Source organism: Burkholderia sp. KCJ3K979 (assembly GCF_016759955.1).
Taxonomy (GTDB): Bacteria; Pseudomonadota; Gammaproteobacteria; order Burkholderiales; family Burkholderiaceae; genus Burkholderia; species Burkholderia orbicola.
In genome coordinates this window covers 1-18,448 of sequence record NZ_JACFYV010000135.1, presented here as the reverse complement: position 1 = coordinate 18,448, position 18,448 = coordinate 1, and the positions used below count along the sequence as shown (strand labels likewise).

The 18,448-nt window shown below is 67.7% G+C and carries 18 protein-coding genes; 7 read left to right on the top strand and 11 right to left on the bottom strand.

What is annotated here, in order from left to right:
• Nucleotides 1-169: 169 nt before the first annotated feature.
• The 3 genes from H3O04_RS24055 to H3O04_RS24045 form a co-directional block, all read right to left on the bottom strand.
• A complete protein-coding gene (locus tag H3O04_RS24055) occupies nucleotides 170-1,318 on the bottom strand; it encodes a WD40/YVTN/BNR-like repeat-containing protein (protein ID WP_202588585.1) in 1,149 nt (382 codons plus the stop codon).
• Between the two features lie 73 nt (nucleotides 1,319-1,391).
• Nucleotides 1,392-1,661, bottom strand: coding sequence for a MoaD/ThiS family protein (locus H3O04_RS24050; RefSeq protein ID WP_006480577.1), 270 nt, complete (start codon nucleotides 1,659-1,661; stop codon nucleotides 1,392-1,394).
• A gap of 129 nt (nucleotides 1,662-1,790) precedes the next feature.
• Nucleotides 1,791-2,480: an aspartyl/asparaginyl beta-hydroxylase domain-containing protein gene (locus H3O04_RS24045; RefSeq protein ID WP_006480579.1), complete on the bottom strand. Its 690-nt coding sequence runs from the start codon at nucleotides 2,478-2,480 to the stop codon at nucleotides 1,791-1,793.
• A 209-nt stretch (nucleotides 2,481-2,689) separates the two neighbouring features.
• On the opposite strand from H3O04_RS24045, the gene H3O04_RS24040 reads away from it, so the two are divergent.
• Together H3O04_RS24040 and H3O04_RS24035 are read left to right on the top strand one after the other, a co-directional pair.
• Nucleotides 2,690-3,034, top strand: a complete 345-nt coding sequence (locus tag H3O04_RS24040) for a DUF4148 domain-containing protein (protein ID WP_023476357.1) — start codon at nucleotides 2,690-2,692, stop codon at nucleotides 3,032-3,034.
• 71 nt (nucleotides 3,035-3,105) lie between these two features.
• Nucleotides 3,106-3,381 (top strand): DUF4148 domain-containing protein, encoded by a 276-nt coding sequence (locus H3O04_RS24035; protein ID WP_202588586.1) that lies wholly within the window; start codon nucleotides 3,106-3,108, stop codon nucleotides 3,379-3,381.
• Between the two features lie 246 nt (nucleotides 3,382-3,627).
• Here H3O04_RS24035 and denD read toward each other — a convergent pair whose 3' ends face one another.
• The 8 genes from denD to H3O04_RS23995 all read right to left on the bottom strand — a co-directional run bounded on the left by denD (nucleotide 3,628) and on the right by H3O04_RS23995 (nucleotide 11,810).
• Complete coding sequence (denD, locus tag H3O04_RS24030) at nucleotides 3,628-4,599, bottom strand: D-erythronate dehydrogenase (RefSeq protein ID WP_078041664.1); 972 nt, start codon at nucleotides 4,597-4,599, stop codon at nucleotides 3,628-3,630.
• 28 nt (nucleotides 4,600-4,627) lie between these two features.
• Nucleotides 4,628-5,404 carry a 2-oxo-tetronate isomerase gene (gene otnI / locus H3O04_RS24025; RefSeq protein ID WP_202588584.1) on the bottom strand — a complete coding sequence of 259 codons (777 nt, stop codon included), beginning with the start codon at nucleotides 5,402-5,404 and terminating at the stop codon, nucleotides 4,628-4,630.
• Between the two features lie 75 nt (nucleotides 5,405-5,479).
• Nucleotides 5,480-6,805 (bottom strand): MFS transporter, encoded by a 1,326-nt coding sequence (locus H3O04_RS24020; protein WP_027812612.1) that lies wholly within the window; start codon nucleotides 6,803-6,805, stop codon nucleotides 5,480-5,482.
• Between the two features lie 131 nt (nucleotides 6,806-6,936).
• Nucleotides 6,937-7,575, bottom strand: coding sequence for a 3-oxo-tetronate 4-phosphate decarboxylase (otnC, locus tag H3O04_RS24015; RefSeq protein WP_202588583.1), 639 nt, complete (start codon nucleotides 7,573-7,575; stop codon nucleotides 6,937-6,939).
• A complete protein-coding gene (gene otnK, locus H3O04_RS24010; protein ID WP_202588582.1) occupies nucleotides 7,572-8,873 on the bottom strand; it encodes a 3-oxo-tetronate kinase in 1,302 nt (433 codons plus the stop codon). Before otnK ends, otnC begins: the two co-directional genes overlap by 4 nt.
• A gap of 19 nt (nucleotides 8,874-8,892) precedes the next feature.
• Entirely contained in the window at nucleotides 8,893-9,789 is an 897-nt protein-coding gene (ltnD, locus tag H3O04_RS24005) for an L-threonate dehydrogenase (RefSeq protein WP_349292516.1), read from the bottom strand.
• A gap of 52 nt (nucleotides 9,790-9,841) precedes the next feature.
• A complete protein-coding gene (locus tag H3O04_RS24000) occupies nucleotides 9,842-10,546 on the bottom strand; it encodes a FadR/GntR family transcriptional regulator (RefSeq protein ID WP_006480587.1) in 705 nt (234 codons plus the stop codon).
• A gap of 190 nt (nucleotides 10,547-10,736) precedes the next feature.
• Nucleotides 10,737-11,810, bottom strand: coding sequence for a GlxA family transcriptional regulator (locus H3O04_RS23995; protein WP_012339471.1), 1,074 nt, complete (start codon nucleotides 11,808-11,810; stop codon nucleotides 10,737-10,739).
• A gap of 286 nt (nucleotides 11,811-12,096) precedes the next feature.
• Between H3O04_RS23995 and H3O04_RS23990 the strand changes: the two genes are divergently transcribed.
• The 5 genes from H3O04_RS23990 to H3O04_RS23970 all read left to right on the top strand — a co-directional run.
• Nucleotides 12,097-13,482 carry an L-serine ammonia-lyase gene (locus H3O04_RS23990; RefSeq protein ID WP_011694831.1) on the top strand — a complete coding sequence of 462 codons (1,386 nt, stop codon included), beginning with the start codon at nucleotides 12,097-12,099 and terminating at the stop codon, nucleotides 13,480-13,482.
• Nucleotides 13,483-13,496: 14 nt separating this feature from the next.
• Nucleotides 13,497-14,741, top strand: a complete 1,245-nt coding sequence (locus H3O04_RS23985; protein WP_006480591.1) for a sarcosine oxidase subunit beta family protein — start codon at nucleotides 13,497-13,499, stop codon at nucleotides 14,739-14,741.
• 25 nt (nucleotides 14,742-14,766) lie between these two features.
• A complete protein-coding gene (locus H3O04_RS23980) occupies nucleotides 14,767-15,081 on the top strand; it encodes a sarcosine oxidase subunit delta (RefSeq protein ID WP_023476365.1) in 315 nt (104 codons plus the stop codon).
• Nucleotides 15,078-18,089 carry a sarcosine oxidase subunit alpha family protein gene (locus H3O04_RS23975; protein ID WP_124550111.1) on the top strand — a complete coding sequence of 1,004 codons (3,012 nt, stop codon included), beginning with the start codon at nucleotides 15,078-15,080 and terminating at the stop codon, nucleotides 18,087-18,089. The genes H3O04_RS23980 and H3O04_RS23975 overlap by 4 nt, the downstream gene beginning before the upstream one ends.
• A partial coding sequence (locus tag H3O04_RS23970) for a sarcosine oxidase subunit gamma family protein (RefSeq protein ID WP_272929893.1) occupies nucleotides 18,079-18,448 on the top strand: 370 nt, incomplete at its 3' end. The genes H3O04_RS23975 and H3O04_RS23970, both read left to right, overlap by 11 nt.

The window sequence follows — 18,448 nt, the reverse complement described above, 5'->3', positions numbered from 1 at the left end:
GCCGCAGGTCAGGCGGTTTCTCGACTGGCTCGAAGCGGAAATCGCACGGACCCGCGCGTCGGTCGGGCGGATAGCGCCGGCTGCGTGAAGCGGCGGTTGGTTACGCCGGCGCGCGAATTCCGTTCGGCAACGTGCGGATGGTTGCGTTTCGTTCGGTGTCCGCGTGTGATTAACCGAAGCGCACGCAATACACCGGCGGCAAGTGCGCCGATATCTGTTGCCAGTGCTCGCCGCCATCGGCGGACGTCCATAACCCGCCGGTCGTCGACGCCATCGCGAGGCGCGTGCCGGAATCGTCCACCGCGAGCCCGTGCCGGTACACGAGGTCGTACGCGGGCGCGGCCGGCAACCCGTTCGACAGGCTCTCGAAATTGCGGCCGCCGTCGCGCGTGCGCGTGACGACGAACCGGCCGTTCACCGGAATCCGGCACGCGTCCTTCACGGCCGGCACGAACCACGCGGTATCCGGTTCGTGCGGATGCACGGCCACCGCGAAACCGAAGCTCGACGGCTCGGCTTCGATGCGCCGCCAGTGTTCACCGCTATCCGTCGAGCGGAAGATCGCGCAGTGATGCTGCGTCCATAGCACGTCCGGGTTGGCCGCGCACTGCACGACGCGGTGCGGGTCCTGCATGTTCGGCTCGCCGCGCCGCTCGGGCGGCATGTAGTCGGCCTCCATGCCTTCCGCGGTCACGCGCCACGTCGCGCCGCCGTCCGTGGTCTGCCAGACGCCGCCGCACGAGATGCCGACGGTGACGTGCCGGCTGTCGCGCGGATCGACCATCACCGAATGGATGCCCGGCGCGTCGTACCCGCCGCCGCCCCATTCGGCGCGTTCGGGGCGATCCCACAGCGCGCGGTTGAGTACCCACGAATCGCCGTGATCGTCGGAGCGGAACAGGCCGCCGGGAATCGTGCCGGCCCACAGCACGCCCGGTTTGTCCGCGCCGCCGGTTTCGAGCGACCAGATTTGCTGAAGGGTCCACGGCGGCTGCGGCGATCCGGCAGGCGCGTCGGCGGTGTCGCCGCTGCCTGCGTGCGTGTCGGCGCGGGTGGCCGACGCGTCGGCGGGCTGGGGCGGATAAACCGGGACTGCGCATTCCTCCCAGTCGGTGGCGCCGGCGCGCAGGCGATGCAGCTTCACGCCGAAATGGCCGAGATTGAGTGCCGCATACAGCGTGCCGTCGCGCGGGTCGGCGAGCGCCATGCTGACGGGCTCGCCGATGAAATGCGGTTCGCCGGGCGTCCAGCCGCCATGACCGTCGGGTTGCAGGACGAACAGGCCCTTGCGGGTGGCGACGAGCAGTCGATCGTTCATGCGCAATGTCTCCTGATGGTCCGCCTTGGTGCGACGGCGCTTGGTATGGGGAGGTGCTCGGGCATCGGTCCCTTTATCCGCCGGTCAGCGCCTGCACGACATACACGCGGCTGGTGGCCCCGAGCGCATCGGACAGGCGCTGCCGGTCGCGGATCGGCTGGCCGTCGATGAACACCGACAGGTGCTTTCGCAGCGCACCCTGGTCGTCGACGATGTAGCCGCGCAGCCGCGGCTGCTCGCTGAAAATGGTGTCGAATGCCTCGCCGACCGTATGCGCGTCGACGTCGCGCTCGGGCGTTTCGACATGCCGCTGGATCGACGCGGCGAAGAAGAGGTGCGCCATGGCGGTAGCTGGCAGGAGCCGCACGAAGGGACGGCTTGTAGTTTAGGCGATCCGGCGGGTGTCGAAAGGCGGAACGGAGCGGCCGCAAGCGATGGCGTTTGCCATGGCGTCTGCGCGGGCTGGCGGCGGCTAAACCGGAATCGACCGCCCCCTGATCCGGATGCCGAGCCGCACGACCCCGATCACCGCATTCGACAGCCACATGAGCCAGCGCGGCATTCCGCGCCGACGGATATCGAGCAGCAGCACGATCCGCACGGCGTCGCTGTCGTTCCACACCTCGTGCGTGAACGTGTCGTCCCACAGCAGGAAGCGGCCTTCGTCGAGCCGGTATTCGTGTCCGTCGACCTTCAGCACGGCGGCCGGCGTGCCGTCGGCGCGCTTCGGCATCGACAGCACGAGATAACCGCGCAGGATGCCGCGAAACGGCCCGCGATGCGGCGGGATGTGCTTGCCGGGCGCGAGGAACGACAGCGACGCGGACAGCACGTCCGGCGACGCCGCGACGAGCGACGCGACGGTCGGGCAGCGCGACAGGTTGCGCGGAAACGGCTGGCCGTACGCCTGCATGATGAACATGCGCCAGTCGCGTGCATCGTTGGCCGAGATGTCGTACTGCTCGCGCATGATTTCGTGAAAACGCGGGATGCGCGGCATGTCGCGTGCTACCTCCAGCGCCTCCGTGCGGATCGCGGGCCACGCGCGCACGAAACGCTCGGCATCCGGGAATGCGGACGCGTCGAGCACCGCACCACTGTCGATATGGCGGTCGTACAGCGTGCGCAGCAGGGCGGCTGCATGGTCGTAAGCGGCGGACATGTCGATCGATGGGCGGCCCGGATGAAGTGGGGGTCAGTCTGCCCGAAGCACGGCGGGCATTGCGTTACGTCACGTTACGCCGGCTGACGAATGAATGACAGTTCGATGAACGTTCGGCAGGCGCGCATGGAAAGGCGGGAATAAACCCGGCCCCTCCGTCGTCATACGGGTGTAGCACGTCGTCTCGTTGACTGATGAAGGAGTGGAACATGAACACGCACTGGCTGGTAGCCGCCACGGTGGCGGCGATGTCTCTCGCAGGTGTCGCGACGCAAGCGTCGGCACAGGCGCTCACGCGCGAACAGGTCCGGCAGGAACTGATCGATGCACAAAACAACGGGCTGCGCTTCGTGACCGATACGTCGTATCCGGACGTGAGCCCGCTGTTCCAGCAGCAGGCCGAGCGGATGCCGCAGCGGCAGGCCAGCACGGCGGTCGGCAGCGATCCGGCCGTGTCGTCCGACGCGGGCAAGCCGGCTTCGATGTCGCCGCGTCGAGGCGCCGCCGCATGCGTCGGCCCCGCGAGCTTCTGCACGGTCTATTTCGGAAGCTGAGCCGCGGGCCTGCATTCTCAGGTCACGCAAATCCCGTGGTTGATCGATACGTCACATTGAAGGAGTTCATGATGAAAATATATATCGCAGTACTGACGATGATCGCTGCGATCGTCGGTCAGTCGGCATTCGCACAATCGGCCGCACCGTTGACGCGTGCGCAGGTTCGCGACGAACTGATGCGCCTCGAAGCGGCCGGGTACGACCCGGCGAAGGGCGATGACGGCGAGTATCCGGCCGATATCCAGGCCGCGGAAGCGAAGCTCGCCGAGCAGGATCGCGCGCGAATGGCGGCGTCGGCGACGCGGGCGGCCGAGCCCGGCATGCCGGCGCAGGTCGGCAACTAGGTGCCGTTATGTACCCGTGTTGCGCGCGACCGTCGGCATCGCGGCAGAGCGAGGCACGCGCGCGGCGTGTCGCGCGGAGACGAATCGTGTGGAGCGGTGGTGCGGTGTTGTCCCGGCGTCGATGCGCACTTCAGGCAGGTGGCCGGGACGCAACGCGCGTCGTTGCGCGTCGGGGAATCGGTCGGGCCACGTTCGGCCGGGCCACATTCGGCCGGGCCGCGTCGACGCGGCCCGATCCGGTTCAAATCAGCGCTGTTCGTCCGCGATATGGCTGCGGATCACGTCCACGAACGACGTGTCGCCCTTCAGCCCGAGCGCTTCCGCGCGCGACGTATCCCAGCGGCCCGGCCAACTGCCGACGATCTTCTCGACGCGTTCGTCGGGCGCGTGACGGATCAGCTTCACGACCTCGTCGCCCGCGACTTCGCGCAGCGCCGCGATCATCTCGTCGACAGACACCGACAGCCCCGGCAGGTTGATCACGCGCTTGTTGCCGAGCTTCGCGCCGTCGATCTCGCACCCGGCGACGAGCGCGTCGATCGCGCCGCGCGGCGACAGCAGCCACAGCCGCGTCGAGCCAGGCACCGGGCACACGCTTTCCTCGCCGTTCAGCGGCTCGCGGATGATGCCGCTCGCGAACGACGACGCGGCCGCGTTCGGGCGGCCGGGCCGTACGCTGATGGTCGGCAGCCGCAGCACACGGCCGTCGACGAAGCCGCGCCGCGCGTAGTCGCACAGCAGCAGTTCGGCGATCGCCTTCTCGGCGCCGTACGACGACTGCGGGTTGAGCGCGGTGTCGTCCTGCACGACGTCGGGCAGCGCGCCGCCGTACACCGCGACGGAGCTCGTGAACACGACGCGCGGCTGGTGGCCGCGCGCGCGGCACACTTCGAGCAGGGTGCGCGATGCATCGAGGTTGATCCGCATGCCGAGATCGAAATCGGCTTCGGCCTGCCCGCTGACGATCGCCGCGAGGTGGAAGATCGCGCCCGTCTGCGTGTCGATCGCACTGTCGAGCACCGCGCGATCGGCGATGTCGCCGACGATCGACGTCACGCGCGTATCGCCGAAATCGCTGCCCTTGACGACGTCGAGCAGCACCAGCTCGTCGATCTTCTCGATACGGCCGTCCGGGCCGGTCAGTTCGCCGCGCTCGAGCAGCTTGCGCGCGAGACGCTGGCCGAGAAAGCCGGCGCCGCCGGTGATCAGTACTTTCATGTTGTTGACCCTCTGGGAAATAAGGGAGTTACAGGTATGTCTTGAGCCAGCCGAGGCCTTCCGACGTACCGGCCTTCGGTCGGTATTCGCAGCCGATCCAGCCGTCGTAGCCGAGCGCGTCGATCAGCGCGAACAGGTACGGGTAGTTGAGTTCGCCGACATCCGGCTCGTGGCGTTCCGGCACGCCCGCGATCTGGATATGGCCGATGCCCGCGAAATCGCGCTTGAGCTTCATCGCGAGATCGCCTTCGACGATCTGGCAGTGGTAGCAGTCGAACTGCACCTTCAGGTTCGGCGCGCCGACTTCCGCGCGGATCGCCTGCGCGTCGTCCTGACGGCTCAGGAAGTAGCCGGGCATGTCGCGCTGGTTGATCGGCTCGATCAGGATCGTGATGCCGTGCGCGGCGGCCGCCTGCGCCGCATGACGCAGGTTCGCCAGATACGTGTCGCGATGGCGCGCGCGATCGGCGCCCGGCGGCACCATGCCGGCCATCACGTGCAGCTTCTTGTTGCCGATCACGCGCGCATAGTCGAGCGCCTGGTCGATGCCGCGGCGGAACTCGTCCTCGCGGCCCGGCAGCGATGCGATGCCGCGTTCGCCCGCGGCCCAGTCGCCCGGCGGCGCGTTGAACAGCGCCTGTTCGAGGCCGTGCGCGTCGAGGCGCGCGCGGATGTCCTCGGCGCCGAAGTCGTACGGGAACAGGTACTCGACGGCCTTGAAGCCGTCACAGGCGGCAGCGGCGAAGCGTTCGAGAAACGCATGCTCGGTGTACATCATCGAGAGGTTGGCGGCGAAGCGTGGCATGGCAGCGGGTCCTGTGCATGAATGGGGCGGGGCGCCGTGCGCCCCCCGTCGAATGATGAGTCGTCCAGCGGCGAATCAGCGGTTCACGAGTTTGGCGGGCGTGAGCCACACGGCGATCGCGCCGATCACGAGCATTGCCGCGAGCACGTACATGCCGGACGCGGTGCTGTGCGTGGCGTCCTTCAGGTAGCCGATCACGTACGGGCTCGCGAAACCGGCGAGGTTGCCGACCGAGTTGATGATCGCGATTCCGGCCGCGGCCGCGGAGCCAGCGAGGAACGCGGTCGGCAGCGACCAGAACAGCGGCGCGCAGGTCAGCACGCCGCCTGCCGCGAGCGACAGGAACACGATCGACACCGCCGTATTGTGCGAGTACGACGCGGCGACCGCAAACCCGATCGCGCCCATCAGCGCCGGCACGATCAGGTGCCAGCGGCGTTCGCGCCGCTTGTCCGCGCTGTGGCCGAACAGGTTCATCACGACGATCGCGACGACGAACGGAATCGCCGACAGCAGGCCGATCTGCAGCGTATCGGTGATGCCGGTCGATTTGACGAGCGTCGGCATCCAGAACGTGAGGCCGTACTGGCCGGTGACGAACGCGAAGTAGATCAGCGACATCCACCACATGCGCGGGTCGGAGAACACGGCCTTCAGCGAATGGCCATGCTGCTGCTGTTCCTGCGGCTGCGCGGCGATTTCGTCCTCGAGCAGCTGCTTCTCGCGCTCGTCGAGCCACTTCGCGCCGCGGATGCTGTTGTCGAGATACAGGATCGTCGCGATGCCGATGAGCACGGCCGGCACGGCCTCGATCATGAACATCCATTGCCAGCCGTGAAAGCCCGAGCCGCCGTGGAAGCGCTCCATGATCCAGCCCGACAGCGGGTTGCCGAAGATGCCCGACACTGGAATCGCGGACATGAACACCGCGATGATCTTCGCGCGGCGATGCGACGGGAACCAGTACGTGAGGTACAGGATCACGCCCGGATAGAAGCCGGCTTCCGCGAGGCCGAGCAGGAAGCGCAGCACGTAGAACTGCGTCGGCGTCTGCACGAACGCGAACAGCGCGGACAGCAGGCCCCACGTGATCATGATCCGCGCGATCCAGATGCGCGCGCCGATGCGGTGCATCAGCAGGTTGCTTGGCAGTTCGAACAGAAAGTAGCCAAGGAAGAAGATGCCGGCGCCGAGTCCGAACACGGTTTCGCTGAACGCGAGATCCTGCGACATCTGCAGCTTGGCGAAGCCGACGTTCACGCGGTCGAGATACGCGACCACGTAGCAGAGCATCAGGAACGGCACGATGCGCCAGAACACTTTCTTGTAGGTGCGGTCGAGTTCGCCCGATTGGGCGGCCGCGGCGGGCGAGCGGCTTGCGGCCGCGTCGAGAGCAGTCATCGTCGTCTCCAGGACTATGGTGTGCCGGCGGCGCGTACGCCGCCGGATCGTGTGTGTGCTGACGGAAAGGCCCGCGCACACGGCGGGCATGGAAATCGGTATGGACTACTGTGCGATCAGGATGCGACGCGTTACCAGCGCGCGCCGAAGGTCTGGCGCAGTTCGTCGAGCGCCGCGTCGGTCAGCGGTTCGGGCTTCGGCTGCGTCATCAGCCACAGCCGCGCCGTTTCCTCGAGCTCCTCGAGCGCGTACGACGCGTGCGATACCGACGGCCCCCACATCACGGGGCCGAGCCGATCGAGCAGCACGCCGCGCACCCGGTCGGCCAGCGCCGCGACTTCGGCCGCGACGGCCGGGTCGCCGGGGCGGCGGTAACGGATCAGCGGGATGTGGCCGACCTTCATCACGTAGTACGGCGTGATCGGCGGCAGCACGTCGGTGTCGCGCCACACGCCGGCGAGCGTCAACGCGACGAGATGCGTCGAATGCGTGTGGACGACGCCGTTCGCTTCCGCGTTGCGCGCGTAGATGCCGCGATGCAGCGCGAGCGTCTTCGACGGCTTGCCGCCCGATACGGGCTGGCCGTCGGTGCCGACCTTCGCGATGTCGTTCGGGTCGAGCTGGCCGAGGCAGGCGTCGGTCGGCGTGATCAGCCAGCCGTCATGCAGGCGCGCGCTGATGTTGCCGGCGCTGCCGACCGCATGGCCGCGCGCATACAGGCTCGCGCCGACCACGCAGATCTCTTCGCGCAGTTTCGCTTCGTCGCTCATCGTGCGGCTCCGTCCAGCGCGCGCAGCGCCTTGTCGAAAAAGTCCGTGGTGCCGAAGTTGCCGGATTTCAGCGCGAGGCCGAGCGGCTGCACGTCGATGGTGGCCGTGGCCGGCACACCCGGATCGATCTGCGCGCCGATCTGCAGCGACTTCACGTCGAGCGCCTGCACGACTGCGCCGGACGTCTCGCCGCCGGCGACGACGAACTTGCGCACGCCGAGTTCGCGCAGCCCGCGGGCGATTGCCGCGAGCGTGCTTTCGACGAGATGGCCGGCCGCGTCGACGCCGAGCGCCTGCTGCACGGCCTTCACTTCGTCGGGCGTGGCCGTTGCATAGATCAGCACGGGCTGCGGCAGGTGCGAGCGCGCAAACGCGAGCGCCTGCTCGACGACGGGTTCGCCGCGCGACGCCGCGAGCGGATCGATGCGAAAGCTCGGACGCGTCATGCGCCATGCGGCGACCTGCGCGTTGGTGGCCTTCGATGCGCTGCCGGCGAGCACGGCCGACAGGCCGTCGATGCGCGGCAGCGACGCCGCGTTGTCGCGCTCGGGCAATTGCTCCGCGCGGCGGAAATTCGCCGGCAGGCCGAGCGCGATGCCCGAGCCGCCGGTGACGAGCGGCAGGCCCGCGCACGCTTCGCCGAGCACGTAGAGATCGCGGTCCGACAGCGCGTCGGCGATCGCGAAACGGGCGCCTTCCGCGCGCAGCTGGTCGATCCGCGCGCGCACGGCCGCCGCGCCGAGCGCGATCGTGTCGTAGCGGATCAGGCCGACCGGCGACTTCGTCTGCCGTTGCAGCACGCGCACGAGGTTCGCGTCCTTCATCGGCGTGAGCGGATGATTTTCCATCCCCGATTCGTTCAGCAGCACGTCGCCGACGAACAGGTGGCCGCGGTAGATCGTGCGGCCGTTCTCGGGGAACGCCGGGCACGCGATCGTGAAGTCGCCGCCGGCCGCATCGAGCAGCGCGTCGGCCACCGGCCCGATGTTGCCCGCGTCGGTCGAATCGAACGTCGAGCAGTACTTGAAGAAGAACTGGCGGCACCCTTGCGCGCGCAACCATTCATACGCGGCGAGCGATTGCGCGACGGCGTCGGCGGCGGGGATCGTGCGCGACTTCAGCGCGACGACGATCGCGTCGGCGTCGACGATCGTGTCGGCAGCGGCGCCGTCGGCGGGCACGCCGATCGTCTGCACGGTGCGCATGCCGCTCTTGACGAGCATGTTCGCGAGATCGGTCGCGCCGGTGAAATCGTCGGCGATGCAGCCGAGCAGGGGACGGGAAGCGGAAGCGGTCATGGCGGGAACGTCGTTCGAATCAGCGGGCGGGCGGCAGCGTGATGCCGGGGAAAGTCTTGATCACGGCGGAATCGTCCTCGCCGCCGTGGCCGGCGCTCGACGCGCTCATGAACATCTGGTGCGCGGTGGCGGACAGCGGCAACGGGAATTTGCTGCGGCGCGCGGTATCGAGCACGAGGCCGAGATCCTTCACGAAGATGTCGACGGCCGACAACGGCGTGTAGTCGCCGTTCAGGATGTGCGGCACACGGTTCTCGAACATCCACGAATTGCCCGCGCTGTGCGTGATCACGTCGTACAGCGCATCGGCGTCGACGCCCTCGCGCAGGCCGAGCGCCATCGCTTCGGCGGCCGCCGCGATATGCACGCCGGCCAGCAGCTGGTTGATGATCTTCACCTTCGAGCCGATGCCGTGCGCGTCGCCGAGGCGGTACACCTTGCCGGCGATCGCGGCGAGCACGTCCTCGCAGCCCGCATACGCGGCGGCCGGGCCCGACGTCATCATCGTCATCTCGCCGGAGGCCGCACGCGCGGCGCCGCCCGACACCGGCGCGTCGAGCATCTGCAGGCCCGCGGCCTCGATGCGTGCGCCGAGCGCGACCGCGAATTCGGGTGCGACGGTCGCGCTCGCGATCACGACACCGCCCGGCTGCATCGCCGCGACCGCGCCGTGTTCGCCGAACAGCACCGTTTCCGTTTGCGCGGCATTGACGACGAGCGTGACGACGACGTCGCACTGCGCGCCGAGTTCGGCTGGCGTCGCGCACGCGATGCCGCCTTCGGCGGCGAACGCCTGCAGCACGGTGTCGCGCACGTCGCATGCGTGCACGCGCAGGCCGGCGCGCAGCAGCGAGCGTGCGACGCCGAGGCCCATCGCGCCGAGGCCGATGACTCCAACATTTCGTGACATGGTCAACCTTGATCGATTCGAGAGAGGTTCTGGACAACGGCGGCGGGCGCCGCCGGCTTCAGCAGATGCCGGCTTCCGCGAGACGGCGGGCGGCGTTGTACATATGCGTGCGCGCCGCGTTGCGCGCGGCCATCGGGTCGCGTGCGCGGATCGCGTCGGCGATCGCCGCGTGCTCCTCGCGCACCTGCCGCGAGAAATCCTCGCGCGTCGCTTCGTTGCTGCGCGTGACCTTCACGCCGGCTTCGAGGTACTGGTTCAGGAACTGCAGCGTCTTCAGGAAATACGGGTTGCCGGTGACGGCCGCGATCGTGCGGTGGAACGCGACGTCTTCCGCGACGCCGTCGCGCCCTTCGGCCACCGCTGCGTCGATCTTGCGCAGCGCGTCGTCGATGTCGGCCATGTCGTCGGCGGTGTGGTGCAGCGCGGCCTCGGCCGCGACTTCGGCCTCGATCGCGCGGCGTACCGCGAGCAGGTGCGGCAGCGAGCTCGCCTCGACGGCTTCCGCGTAGTCGATCCGCAGCGGCCGGATCGCACCGTGCTGGTTCACGAATACGCCGCTGCCCTGGCGCGGCTCGACCACCCCCTCGTTCTTCAGCCGCGAGATCGCCTCGCGGATCACGGTGCGGCTCACGCCGAATTCCTGCGCGAGCACGGCTTCGGTCGGCAGCTTGCCGGTAGCCGAGAAGCTGCCCACTTCGATCTGCTTGAGCAGTTGCTGCGCGACATGGTCGCTCATCGCGCGGGCGGGAATTTTCTCGAACATGATGCTCAGGTTTGTAAGGTGATGTGGTCATCATACAAATTTGAGCGAATGACAGCATCCGGAATAACCCTCGTTTACGGAAGTCAACGTCGGCTAAGTGGATTGGAACCGGTTCCAAAAGATTCGAAACCGATGCGAACGTGCGCCGTTCCTGCGGTTGGCCAAGAAAGGGGCGAGTGCCCCGGGGGCGTCAGTCGGCGATGTCCTCGACCGGGTCGGCCGACGCATCGAGCGCCGCATCGACTTCGGCCACGTCGCCGCCGCGCTCGCGATACGTCGCCGGCGGCACGCCGAACTGCTTGCGGAATTCGCGCCCGAGGTGCGACGCATCGGCGAATCCGCAACTCGACGCGATATCGGCGACCGTGCGGTCCGAACTCGTCAGCAGCCAGGCGGCCGTGCGCAGCCGCACCTGTTTCGCGAAGGCCTGCGGACTCTTGCCGGTTTCCGCCTTGAACAGCCGCTCGAGCTGCCGTGTCGACAGGTCGAGCTTGCACGCCAGTTCCTCGAGCGGCAGCGCACGCCCGACGTGCTGTTCCATCAGAAGAATCGCGCGCTTGACCTTCGGATGCGTCGCCGGCTCGAGGCCCGGCGGATGCGGCTGCGGCGCGTTGCCTTTCTGCATCTCGCCGACCAGCAGGATGCGCAGCGCCTTCTGCACGGTCGCATGATCGAAATGGCGCAGCAGGATCGCGGCGGCGACGTCGATCGACGCGCGGCCGCCCGAGCACGTGATCCGGCGCCGGTCGATCACGAACAGCCGGTCGGCGATCAGCAGGTCGGGATCGGCCGACGGAAAGCGCTCGATGAAATCCCAGTAATGAAACCAGCTCACGCAGGTGCGGTAGCCGTCGAGCACGCCGGCGCGCATCAGCGTGAACACGCCGGTGCAGATGCCGACGACCGTCGCGCCGCCCGTCGCCGCGCGGCGGATGAAGTCGAGCGTTTCAGGGCCGGCCTGCGGCCCCGAATGCAGCAGTCCGCCGACCACCACCACATAGTCGAACGGCTCGGCCGCGTCGAACGTCTCCCACGGCGTGATCTGGATCCCGCAACTCGCGCGCACCGGTGCGAGCGTCTCGCCGATCACGCTCCACGCGCAACGCACGGGTTTGCTGTAGTCGCCGTCGTCGGCCGACAGCCGCAGCATGTCGACGAAGCCGGAGAAGGCCGTCAGCGTGAAGTTCGGCAGCAGCACGATGCCGAAGCGGATGCGCCGCGGCGCGGGTTCTGCGAGGGGGGAAGCGGGTACGTCGGGGGTCATCGCGGCCAATCTCTTCACGCCGGGCAGGCGGTCTCACTCGTTTCACTCGGTTTGCGGGTTGCGGCGGCCGGAGGCGGCGCGGATGCAGCCAGCGTCGCCGATCGGCCGTGGCCGGACTTGTGGTTTTCCGTCGCGAACCATCGCCAAAACGCACTTTCGGGCCGGCCGGCGCGGCGCTTGGCGGCGCTATCCCACGCCGATGCCGTTTTTGTTCTATCGGCCGATTTTACGCTTTGATGTACTGGGGCCCAACGACATTTCACGCATGCAACCCAAAGGAAGCCAGATGAACGTCAGCGCGTTCGACCTGTTCAAGATCGGCATCGGCCCGTCCAGTTCGCATACGGTCGGCCCGATGATCGCCGCGTGCCGCTTCGCGTCGCACGTGGAGGACGCGAACCTGCTCGGCTTCGTGCGCCGCGTGCGGGTCGAGCTGTACGGCTCGCTCGGCGCGACCGGCAAGGGCCACGGCACCGACAAGGCGGTGCTGCTCGGCCTCGAGGGCCACCTGCCCGACACGATCGATCCGGACCTGATCGAGCCGCGGCTCGCCGCGATCCGCGCGGAGAAGTCGCTGTCGCTGCTCGGCAAGCAGACGGTGCGCTTCGACGAAAAGGAACACATCGGCTTCTATCGCAAGCTGATGAGCGGCACGAGCATCGTGCATCCGAACGGGATGCGCTTCCAGGCATTCGACGAACACGGCCAGTTGCTCGTCGAGAAAGAGTATTACTCGGTCGGCGGCGGCTTCGTCGTGAACCGCGACGGCGATCGCGTGAACGGCGTGCGTGCGGCGGTCGAGGTGCCGTATCCGTTCCGTACCGGCGACGACCTGATGCGCCAGTGCCGCGAACACGGGCTGTCGATCGCCGAACTGATGCTGCGCAACGAATGCGCGCTGCGTCCCGCCGACGAAGTGCGCGCCGGGCTGCTCGCGATCTGGCGCACGATGGCCGCCTGCGTCGAGCGCGGCTGCAAGGTCGAGGGCGACCTGCCGGGGCCGATGCGCGTGAAGCGCCGCGCGGCCGAGCTGAACGGCCGCCTGCGTTCGCGTTCGGAAGAGTCGCTGCGCGACCCGCTGTCGATGCTCGACTGGGTCAACCTGTATGCGATGGCCGTCAACGAAGAGAACGCGGCCGGCGGCCGGGTCGTCACCGCGCCCACCAACGGCGCGGCCGGCGTGATCCCCGCGGTGCTGCACTACTACGTGAAGTTCGTGCCGGGCTCGAATGAAGCCGGCATCGTCGAATTCCTGCTGACGGCCGCGGCGATCGGGATCATCTACAAGGAAACCGCGTCGATCTCCGGCGCGGAAGTCGGCTGCCAGGGCGAAGTGGGCGTCGCGTGCTCGATGGCCGCCGCCGCGCTCGCCGCCGTGATGGGCGGCACGCCGGACCAGGTCGAGAACGCGGCCGAGATCGGCATGGAACACAACCTCGGGATGACCTGCGACCCGGTCGGCGGGCTCGTGCAGATCCCGTGCATCGAGCGCAACGCGATGGGCGCGATCAAGGCGCTGAACGCGTCGCGCATGGCGCTCAAGGGCAACGGCCAGCACTACGTATCGCTCGATTCCGTGATCAAGACGATGCGCGAAACCGGCGCCGACATGAAGACGAAATACAAGGAAACGTCGCGCGGCGGCCTCGCCGTGAACGTCATCGAATGCTAACGAAGGATCCAAACATGAGCCGCTACTCGATATTCAGCCTGTTCCGCAACGGCCTCTCGTATCACGAGAACTGGGAAAAGCAGTGGAAGAGCCCGGAGCCGAAGAAGGAATACGACGTCGTGATCGTCGGCGGCGGCGGCCACGGCCTCGCGACCGCGTACTACCTCGCGAAGGAGCACGGGATCACGAACGTCGCGATCCTCGAGAAAGGCTGGATCGGCGGCGGCAATACCGCGCGCAACACGACGATCGTGCGCTCGAACTATCTGTGGGACGAATCGGCCGCGCTGTACGAGAAGGCGATGAAGCTGTGGGAAGGGCTGTCGCAGGACCTGAACTACAACGTGATGTTCAGCCAGCGCGGCGTGATGAACCTGGCCCACACGCTGCAGGACGTGCGCGACACCGAGCGCCGCGTGAACGCGAACCGGCTGAACGGTGTCGATGCCGAATTCCTGACGCCCGCACAGATCAAGGAAATCGAGCCGACGATCAACCTGAATAGCCGCTACCCGGTGCTCGGCGCATCGATCCAGCGCCGTGCGGGTGTCGCGCGTCACGACGCGGTGGCCTGGGGCTTCGCACGCGGCGCGGATCGCGCCGGCGTGGACATCATCCAGAACTGCCAGGTCACGGGCATTCGCCGCGAAGGCGGCGCGGTGGTCGGCGTCGATACGGTGAAGGGCTTCATCAAGGCGAAGAAGGTTGCGGTAGTGGCCGCCGGCAACACGACGACGCTCGCCGACATGGCCGGTGTGCGTCTGCCGATCGAAAGCCACCCGCTGCAGGCGCTGGTGTCCGAGCCGATCAAGCCGGTGGTGAACTCGGTGATCATGTCGAACGCGGTGCACGCGTACATCAGCCAGTCCGACAAGGGCGACCTCGTGATCGGCGCCGGTATCGACCAGTACACGGGCTTCGGCCAGCGCGGCAGCTTCCACATCATCGAGAGCACGCTGCAGGCGATCGTCGAGATGTTCCCGGTGTTCTCGCGCGTGCGGATGAACCGCCAGTGGGGCGGCATCGTCGACGTGTCGCCGGACGCATGCCCGATCATCACCAAGACCGACGTGAAGGGCCTCTATTTCAACTGCGGCTGGGGCACCGGCGGCTTCAAGGCGACGCCCGGCTCGGGCTGGGTGTTCGCGCACACGATCGCCCGCGACGAACCGCATCCGCTGAACGCACCGTTCGCGCTCGACCGCTTCTACACGGGCCACCTGATCGACGAGCACGGCGCCGCCGCCGTCGCGCACTAACCCAGTCACCATTGGAGAAAGAAACATGTTGCTGATCGAATGTCCGTGGTGCGGGCCGCGCGCCGAATCCGAGTTCACGTGCGGCGGTGAAGCCGACATCGTGCGCCCGGTGGCGAACGAAACCATGACCGACCGCGAATGGGGCGAATACGTGTTCATGCGCGAGAACAAGCGCGGGCTGCACAAGGAGCAATGGCTGCACACGCAGGGCTGCCGCCGCTGGTTCAAGGTGACGCGCGACACGGTCACCTACGATATCAAGGGCTACGAAAAGTTCGGCGGGGCTGCCATCAGTGGCGCCGCTGCCGGCAACGCACACGAAGAGGGCACGAGCAAATGAGCCAGAAAGACCGCCTCGGCACCGGTGGCCGCATCAATCGCGCGATTCCGCTGACGTTCACGTTCAACGGCCGCACGTACCAGGGCTTCCAGGGCGACACGCTCGCGTCCGCGCTGCTCGCGAACGGCGTGCATTTCGTCGCGCGCAGCTTCAAGTATCACCGCCCGCGCGGGATCGTCACGGCGGACGTGGCCGAACCGAATGCCGTCGTGCAGCTCGAAACCGGCCCGTACACGGTGCCGAACGCGCGCGCGACCGAGATCGAGCTGTACCAGGGCCTCGTCGCGACGAGCGTGAACGCCGAGCCGACGCTCGAGAACGACAAGTACGCGATCAACCAGAAGTTCTCGCGCTTCATGCCGGCCGGGTTCTACTACAAGACCTTCATGTGGCCGCGCAACATGTGGCCGAAGTACGAAGAGAAGATCCGTGAAGCGGCCGGCCTTGGCAAGGCGCCCGAAGTGCTCGACGCCGATCGCTACGACAAGTGCTACGCGCACTGCGACGTGCTCGTGGTCGGCGGTGGCCCGTCGGGCCTCGCCGCCGCGCATGCGGCCGCCACGGCCGGCGCGCGCGTGATCCTCGTCGACGACCAGCGCGAACTCGGCGGCAGCCTGCTGTCGTGCCGCGCGGAGATCGACGCGAAGCCCGCGCTGCAATGGGTCGAGAAGATCGAGGCCGAACTGCGCAAGCTGCCCGACGTGACGATCCTGTCGCGCAGCACCGCGTTCGGCTATCAGGACCACAACCTCGTGACGGTCACGCAGCGCCTGACCGATCACCTGCCGGTATCGATGCGCAAGGGCACGCGCGAGTTGCTGTGGAAGGTCCGCGCGAAGCGCGTGATCCTCGCGACCGGCGCGCACGAGCGGCCGATCGTGTTCGGCAACAACGACCTGCCGGGCGTGATGCTGGCGGGCGCGGTGTCCACCTACGTGCATCGCTTCGGCGTGCTGCCGGGCCGCAACGTGGTCGTGTTCACGAACAACGATCGTGCATACCAGACCGCGCTGGACCTGAAGGCGTGCGGCGCGAAGGTGACGGTCGTCGATTCGCGCGCATCGTCGAACGGCGCGCTGCCGGCCGCAGCCAAGCGGCAGGGCGTGACGGTGATGAGCGGTGCGGTCGTCACGGCCGCTTCGGGCAAGTGGCGCGTATCGTCGGTCGACGTCGCGTCCTACTCGAACGGCCAGACCGGCGGCAAGCTGCAGACGCTGCCGTGCGACCTCGTCGCGATGTCGGGCGGCTTCAGCCCGGTGTTGCACCTGTTCGCGCAATCGGGCGGCAAGGCGTGCTGGAACGACGAGAAGGCGTGTTTCCTGCCGGGCAAGCCGGTGCAGGCGGAAGCGAGCATCGGTGCGGCGGCCGGCGAATTCGGGCTGGCTCGTGCGCTGCGGCTCGCGGTCGATGCGGGCGTGGAAGCGGCGAAGGCCGCGGGCTTCACGGCCGCGCAACGTCCGGCCGCACCGCAGGTCGCCGAAGCCGTCGAGGGCGCGCTGCAACCGTTGTGGCTCGTCGGGAGCCGCGAGGCAGCCGCGCGCGGACCGAAGCAGTTCGTCGATTTCCAGAACGACGTCGCGGCGGCCGACATCCTGCTCGCCGCGCGTGAAGGCTTCGAGTCGGTCGAGCACGTGAAGCGCTACACGGCGATGGGTTTCGGCACCGACCAGGGCAAGCTCGGCAACATCAACGGGATGGCGATCCTCGCGGGTGCGCTCGGCAAGACGATTCCGGAAACGGGCACGACGACGTTCCGCCCGAACTACACGCCCGTGTCGTTCGGCACGTTCGCGGGCCGCGAGACCGGCGATTTCCTCGACCCGATCCGCAAGACGGCCGTGCACGAATGGCACGTCGAGCACGGCGCGATGTTCGAGGACGTCGGCAACTGGAAGCGCCCGTGGTACTTCCCGAAGAACGGCGAGGATCTGCATGCGGCCGTGAAGCGCGAATGCCTCGCGGTGCGCAACGGCGTCGGCATTCTCGACGCGTCGACGCTCGGCAAGATCGACATCCAGGGCCCGGACGCGGTGAAGCTGCTGAACTGGATGTACACGAACCCATGGAACAAGCTCGAAGTGGGCAAGTGCCGCTACGGGCTGATGCTCGACGAAAACGGGATGGTGTTCGACGACGGCGTGACCGTGCGCCTCGCCGACCAGCATTTCATGATGACGACCACCACCGGCGGCGCGGCGCGCGTGCTGACGTGGCTCGAGCGCTGGCTGCAGACCGAATGGCCCGACATGAAGGTGCGGCTCGCGTCCGTCACCGATCACTGGGCGACGTTCGCGGTGGTCGGCCCGAAGAGCCGCAAGGTCGTGCAGAAGGTGTGCCAGGACATCGACTTCGGCAATGAAGCGTTCCCGTTCATGAGCTACCGCAACGGCACGGTTGCCGGCGCGAAGGCGCGCGTGATGCGGATCAGTTTCTCGGGCGAGCTGGCCTACGAAGTGAACGTGCCGGCGAACGCGGGCCGCGCGGTGTGGGAAGCGCTGATGGCGGCCGGTGCCGAGTTCGACATCACGCCGTACGGCACCGAGACGATGCACGTGCTGCGCGCGGAGAAGGGCTACATCATCGTCGGCCAGGACACCGACGGCTCGATCACGCCGTTCGATCTCGGGATGGGCGGCGTCGTCGCGAAGTCGAAGGACTTCCTCGGCAAGCGTTCGCTGTCGCGTTCGGATACCGCGAAGGAAGGCCGCAAGCAGTTCGTCGGCCTGCTGACCGAAGACGAACAGTTCGTGCTGCCGGAAGGCGCGCAGATCATCGCGAAGGACACGCAGGTGTCGGCGGTCGATCCGACGCCGATGATCGGCCACGTGACGTCGAGCTACTACAGCCCGATCCTGAAGCGCTCGATCGCGCTCGCGGTGGTGAAGGGCGGCCTGAACAAGATGGGCGAGAGCGTCGTGATTCCGCTGGCCAACGGCCGGCGCATCACCGCGAAGATCTCCAGCCCGGTTTTCTACGATACCGAAGGGGTGCGTCAGCATGTGGAATGAAACGAGAAACCAGACGCAGGTGGCGGGTGCGGGCGGCGTGACGCTTGAATCGCCGTTCGTCGGCGCGGCCGACGTGCTGAAGGCGCACCAGGCGCGCGCGTCGAAGAAGTTCACGCTGCGCGAGCGGCCGTTCCTCGATCTCGTCAACGTGCGCGGCGAGTTGAGCGATCCGGCCTTCGTCGCCGCGTTCGAGCGCGTGGTCGGCTGCCTGCCGCCCGCGGCGCCGAACACGGTGGCGCGTGGTGCCGAATACGACGTGCTGTGGCTCGGCCCCGACGAATGGCTCGTGCGGTCGAACGGGCCGGTCCAGGCCGGCGTGCTCGAGGCGAAGCTGGCCGAGGCCGTGCAGGGCTCGTATG

Excerpts from the sequence above, each read along its gene's own strand:
- H3O04_RS24055 (WP_202588585.1), bottom strand. The coding sequence starts at position 1,318 with ATGAACGATCGACTGCTCGTCGCCACCCGCAAGGGCCTGTTCGTCCTG.
- H3O04_RS24050 (WP_006480577.1), bottom strand. The coding sequence starts at position 1,661 with ATGGCGCACCTCTTCTTCGCCGCGTCGATCCAGCGGCATGTCGAAACG.
- H3O04_RS24045 (WP_006480579.1), bottom strand. The coding sequence starts at position 2,480 with ATGTCCGCCGCTTACGACCATGCAGCCGCCCTGCTGCGCACGCTGTAC.
- H3O04_RS24040 (WP_023476357.1), top strand. The coding sequence starts at position 2,690 with ATGAACACGCACTGGCTGGTAGCCGCCACGGTGGCGGCGATGTCTCTC.
- H3O04_RS24035 (WP_202588586.1), top strand. The coding sequence starts at position 3,106 with ATGAAAATATATATCGCAGTACTGACGATGATCGCTGCGATCGTCGGT.
- denD (WP_078041664.1), bottom strand. The coding sequence starts at position 4,599 with ATGAAAGTACTGATCACCGGCGGCGCCGGCTTTCTCGGCCAGCGTCTC.
- otnI (WP_202588584.1), bottom strand. The coding sequence starts at position 5,404 with ATGCCACGCTTCGCCGCCAACCTCTCGATGATGTACACCGAGCATGCG.
- H3O04_RS24020 (WP_027812612.1), bottom strand. The coding sequence starts at position 6,805 with ATGACTGCTCTCGACGCGGCCGCAAGCCGCTCGCCCGCCGCGGCCGCC.
- otnC (WP_202588583.1), bottom strand. The coding sequence starts at position 7,575 with ATGAGCGACGAAGCGAAACTGCGCGAAGAGATCTGCGTGGTCGGCGCG.
- otnK (WP_202588582.1), bottom strand. The coding sequence starts at position 8,873 with ATGACCGCTTCCGCTTCCCGTCCCCTGCTCGGCTGCATCGCCGACGAT.
- H3O04_RS24000 (WP_006480587.1), bottom strand. The coding sequence starts at position 10,546 with ATGTTCGAGAAAATTCCCGCCCGCGCGATGAGCGACCATGTCGCGCAG.
- H3O04_RS23995 (WP_012339471.1), bottom strand. The coding sequence starts at position 11,810 with ATGACCCCCGACGTACCCGCTTCCCCCCTCGCAGAACCCGCGCCGCGG.
- H3O04_RS23990 (WP_011694831.1), top strand. The coding sequence starts at position 12,097 with ATGAACGTCAGCGCGTTCGACCTGTTCAAGATCGGCATCGGCCCGTCC.
- H3O04_RS23985 (WP_006480591.1), top strand. The coding sequence starts at position 13,497 with ATGAGCCGCTACTCGATATTCAGCCTGTTCCGCAACGGCCTCTCGTAT.
- H3O04_RS23980 (WP_023476365.1), top strand. The coding sequence starts at position 14,767 with ATGTTGCTGATCGAATGTCCGTGGTGCGGGCCGCGCGCCGAATCCGAG.
- H3O04_RS23975 (WP_124550111.1), top strand. The coding sequence starts at position 15,078 with ATGAGCCAGAAAGACCGCCTCGGCACCGGTGGCCGCATCAATCGCGCG.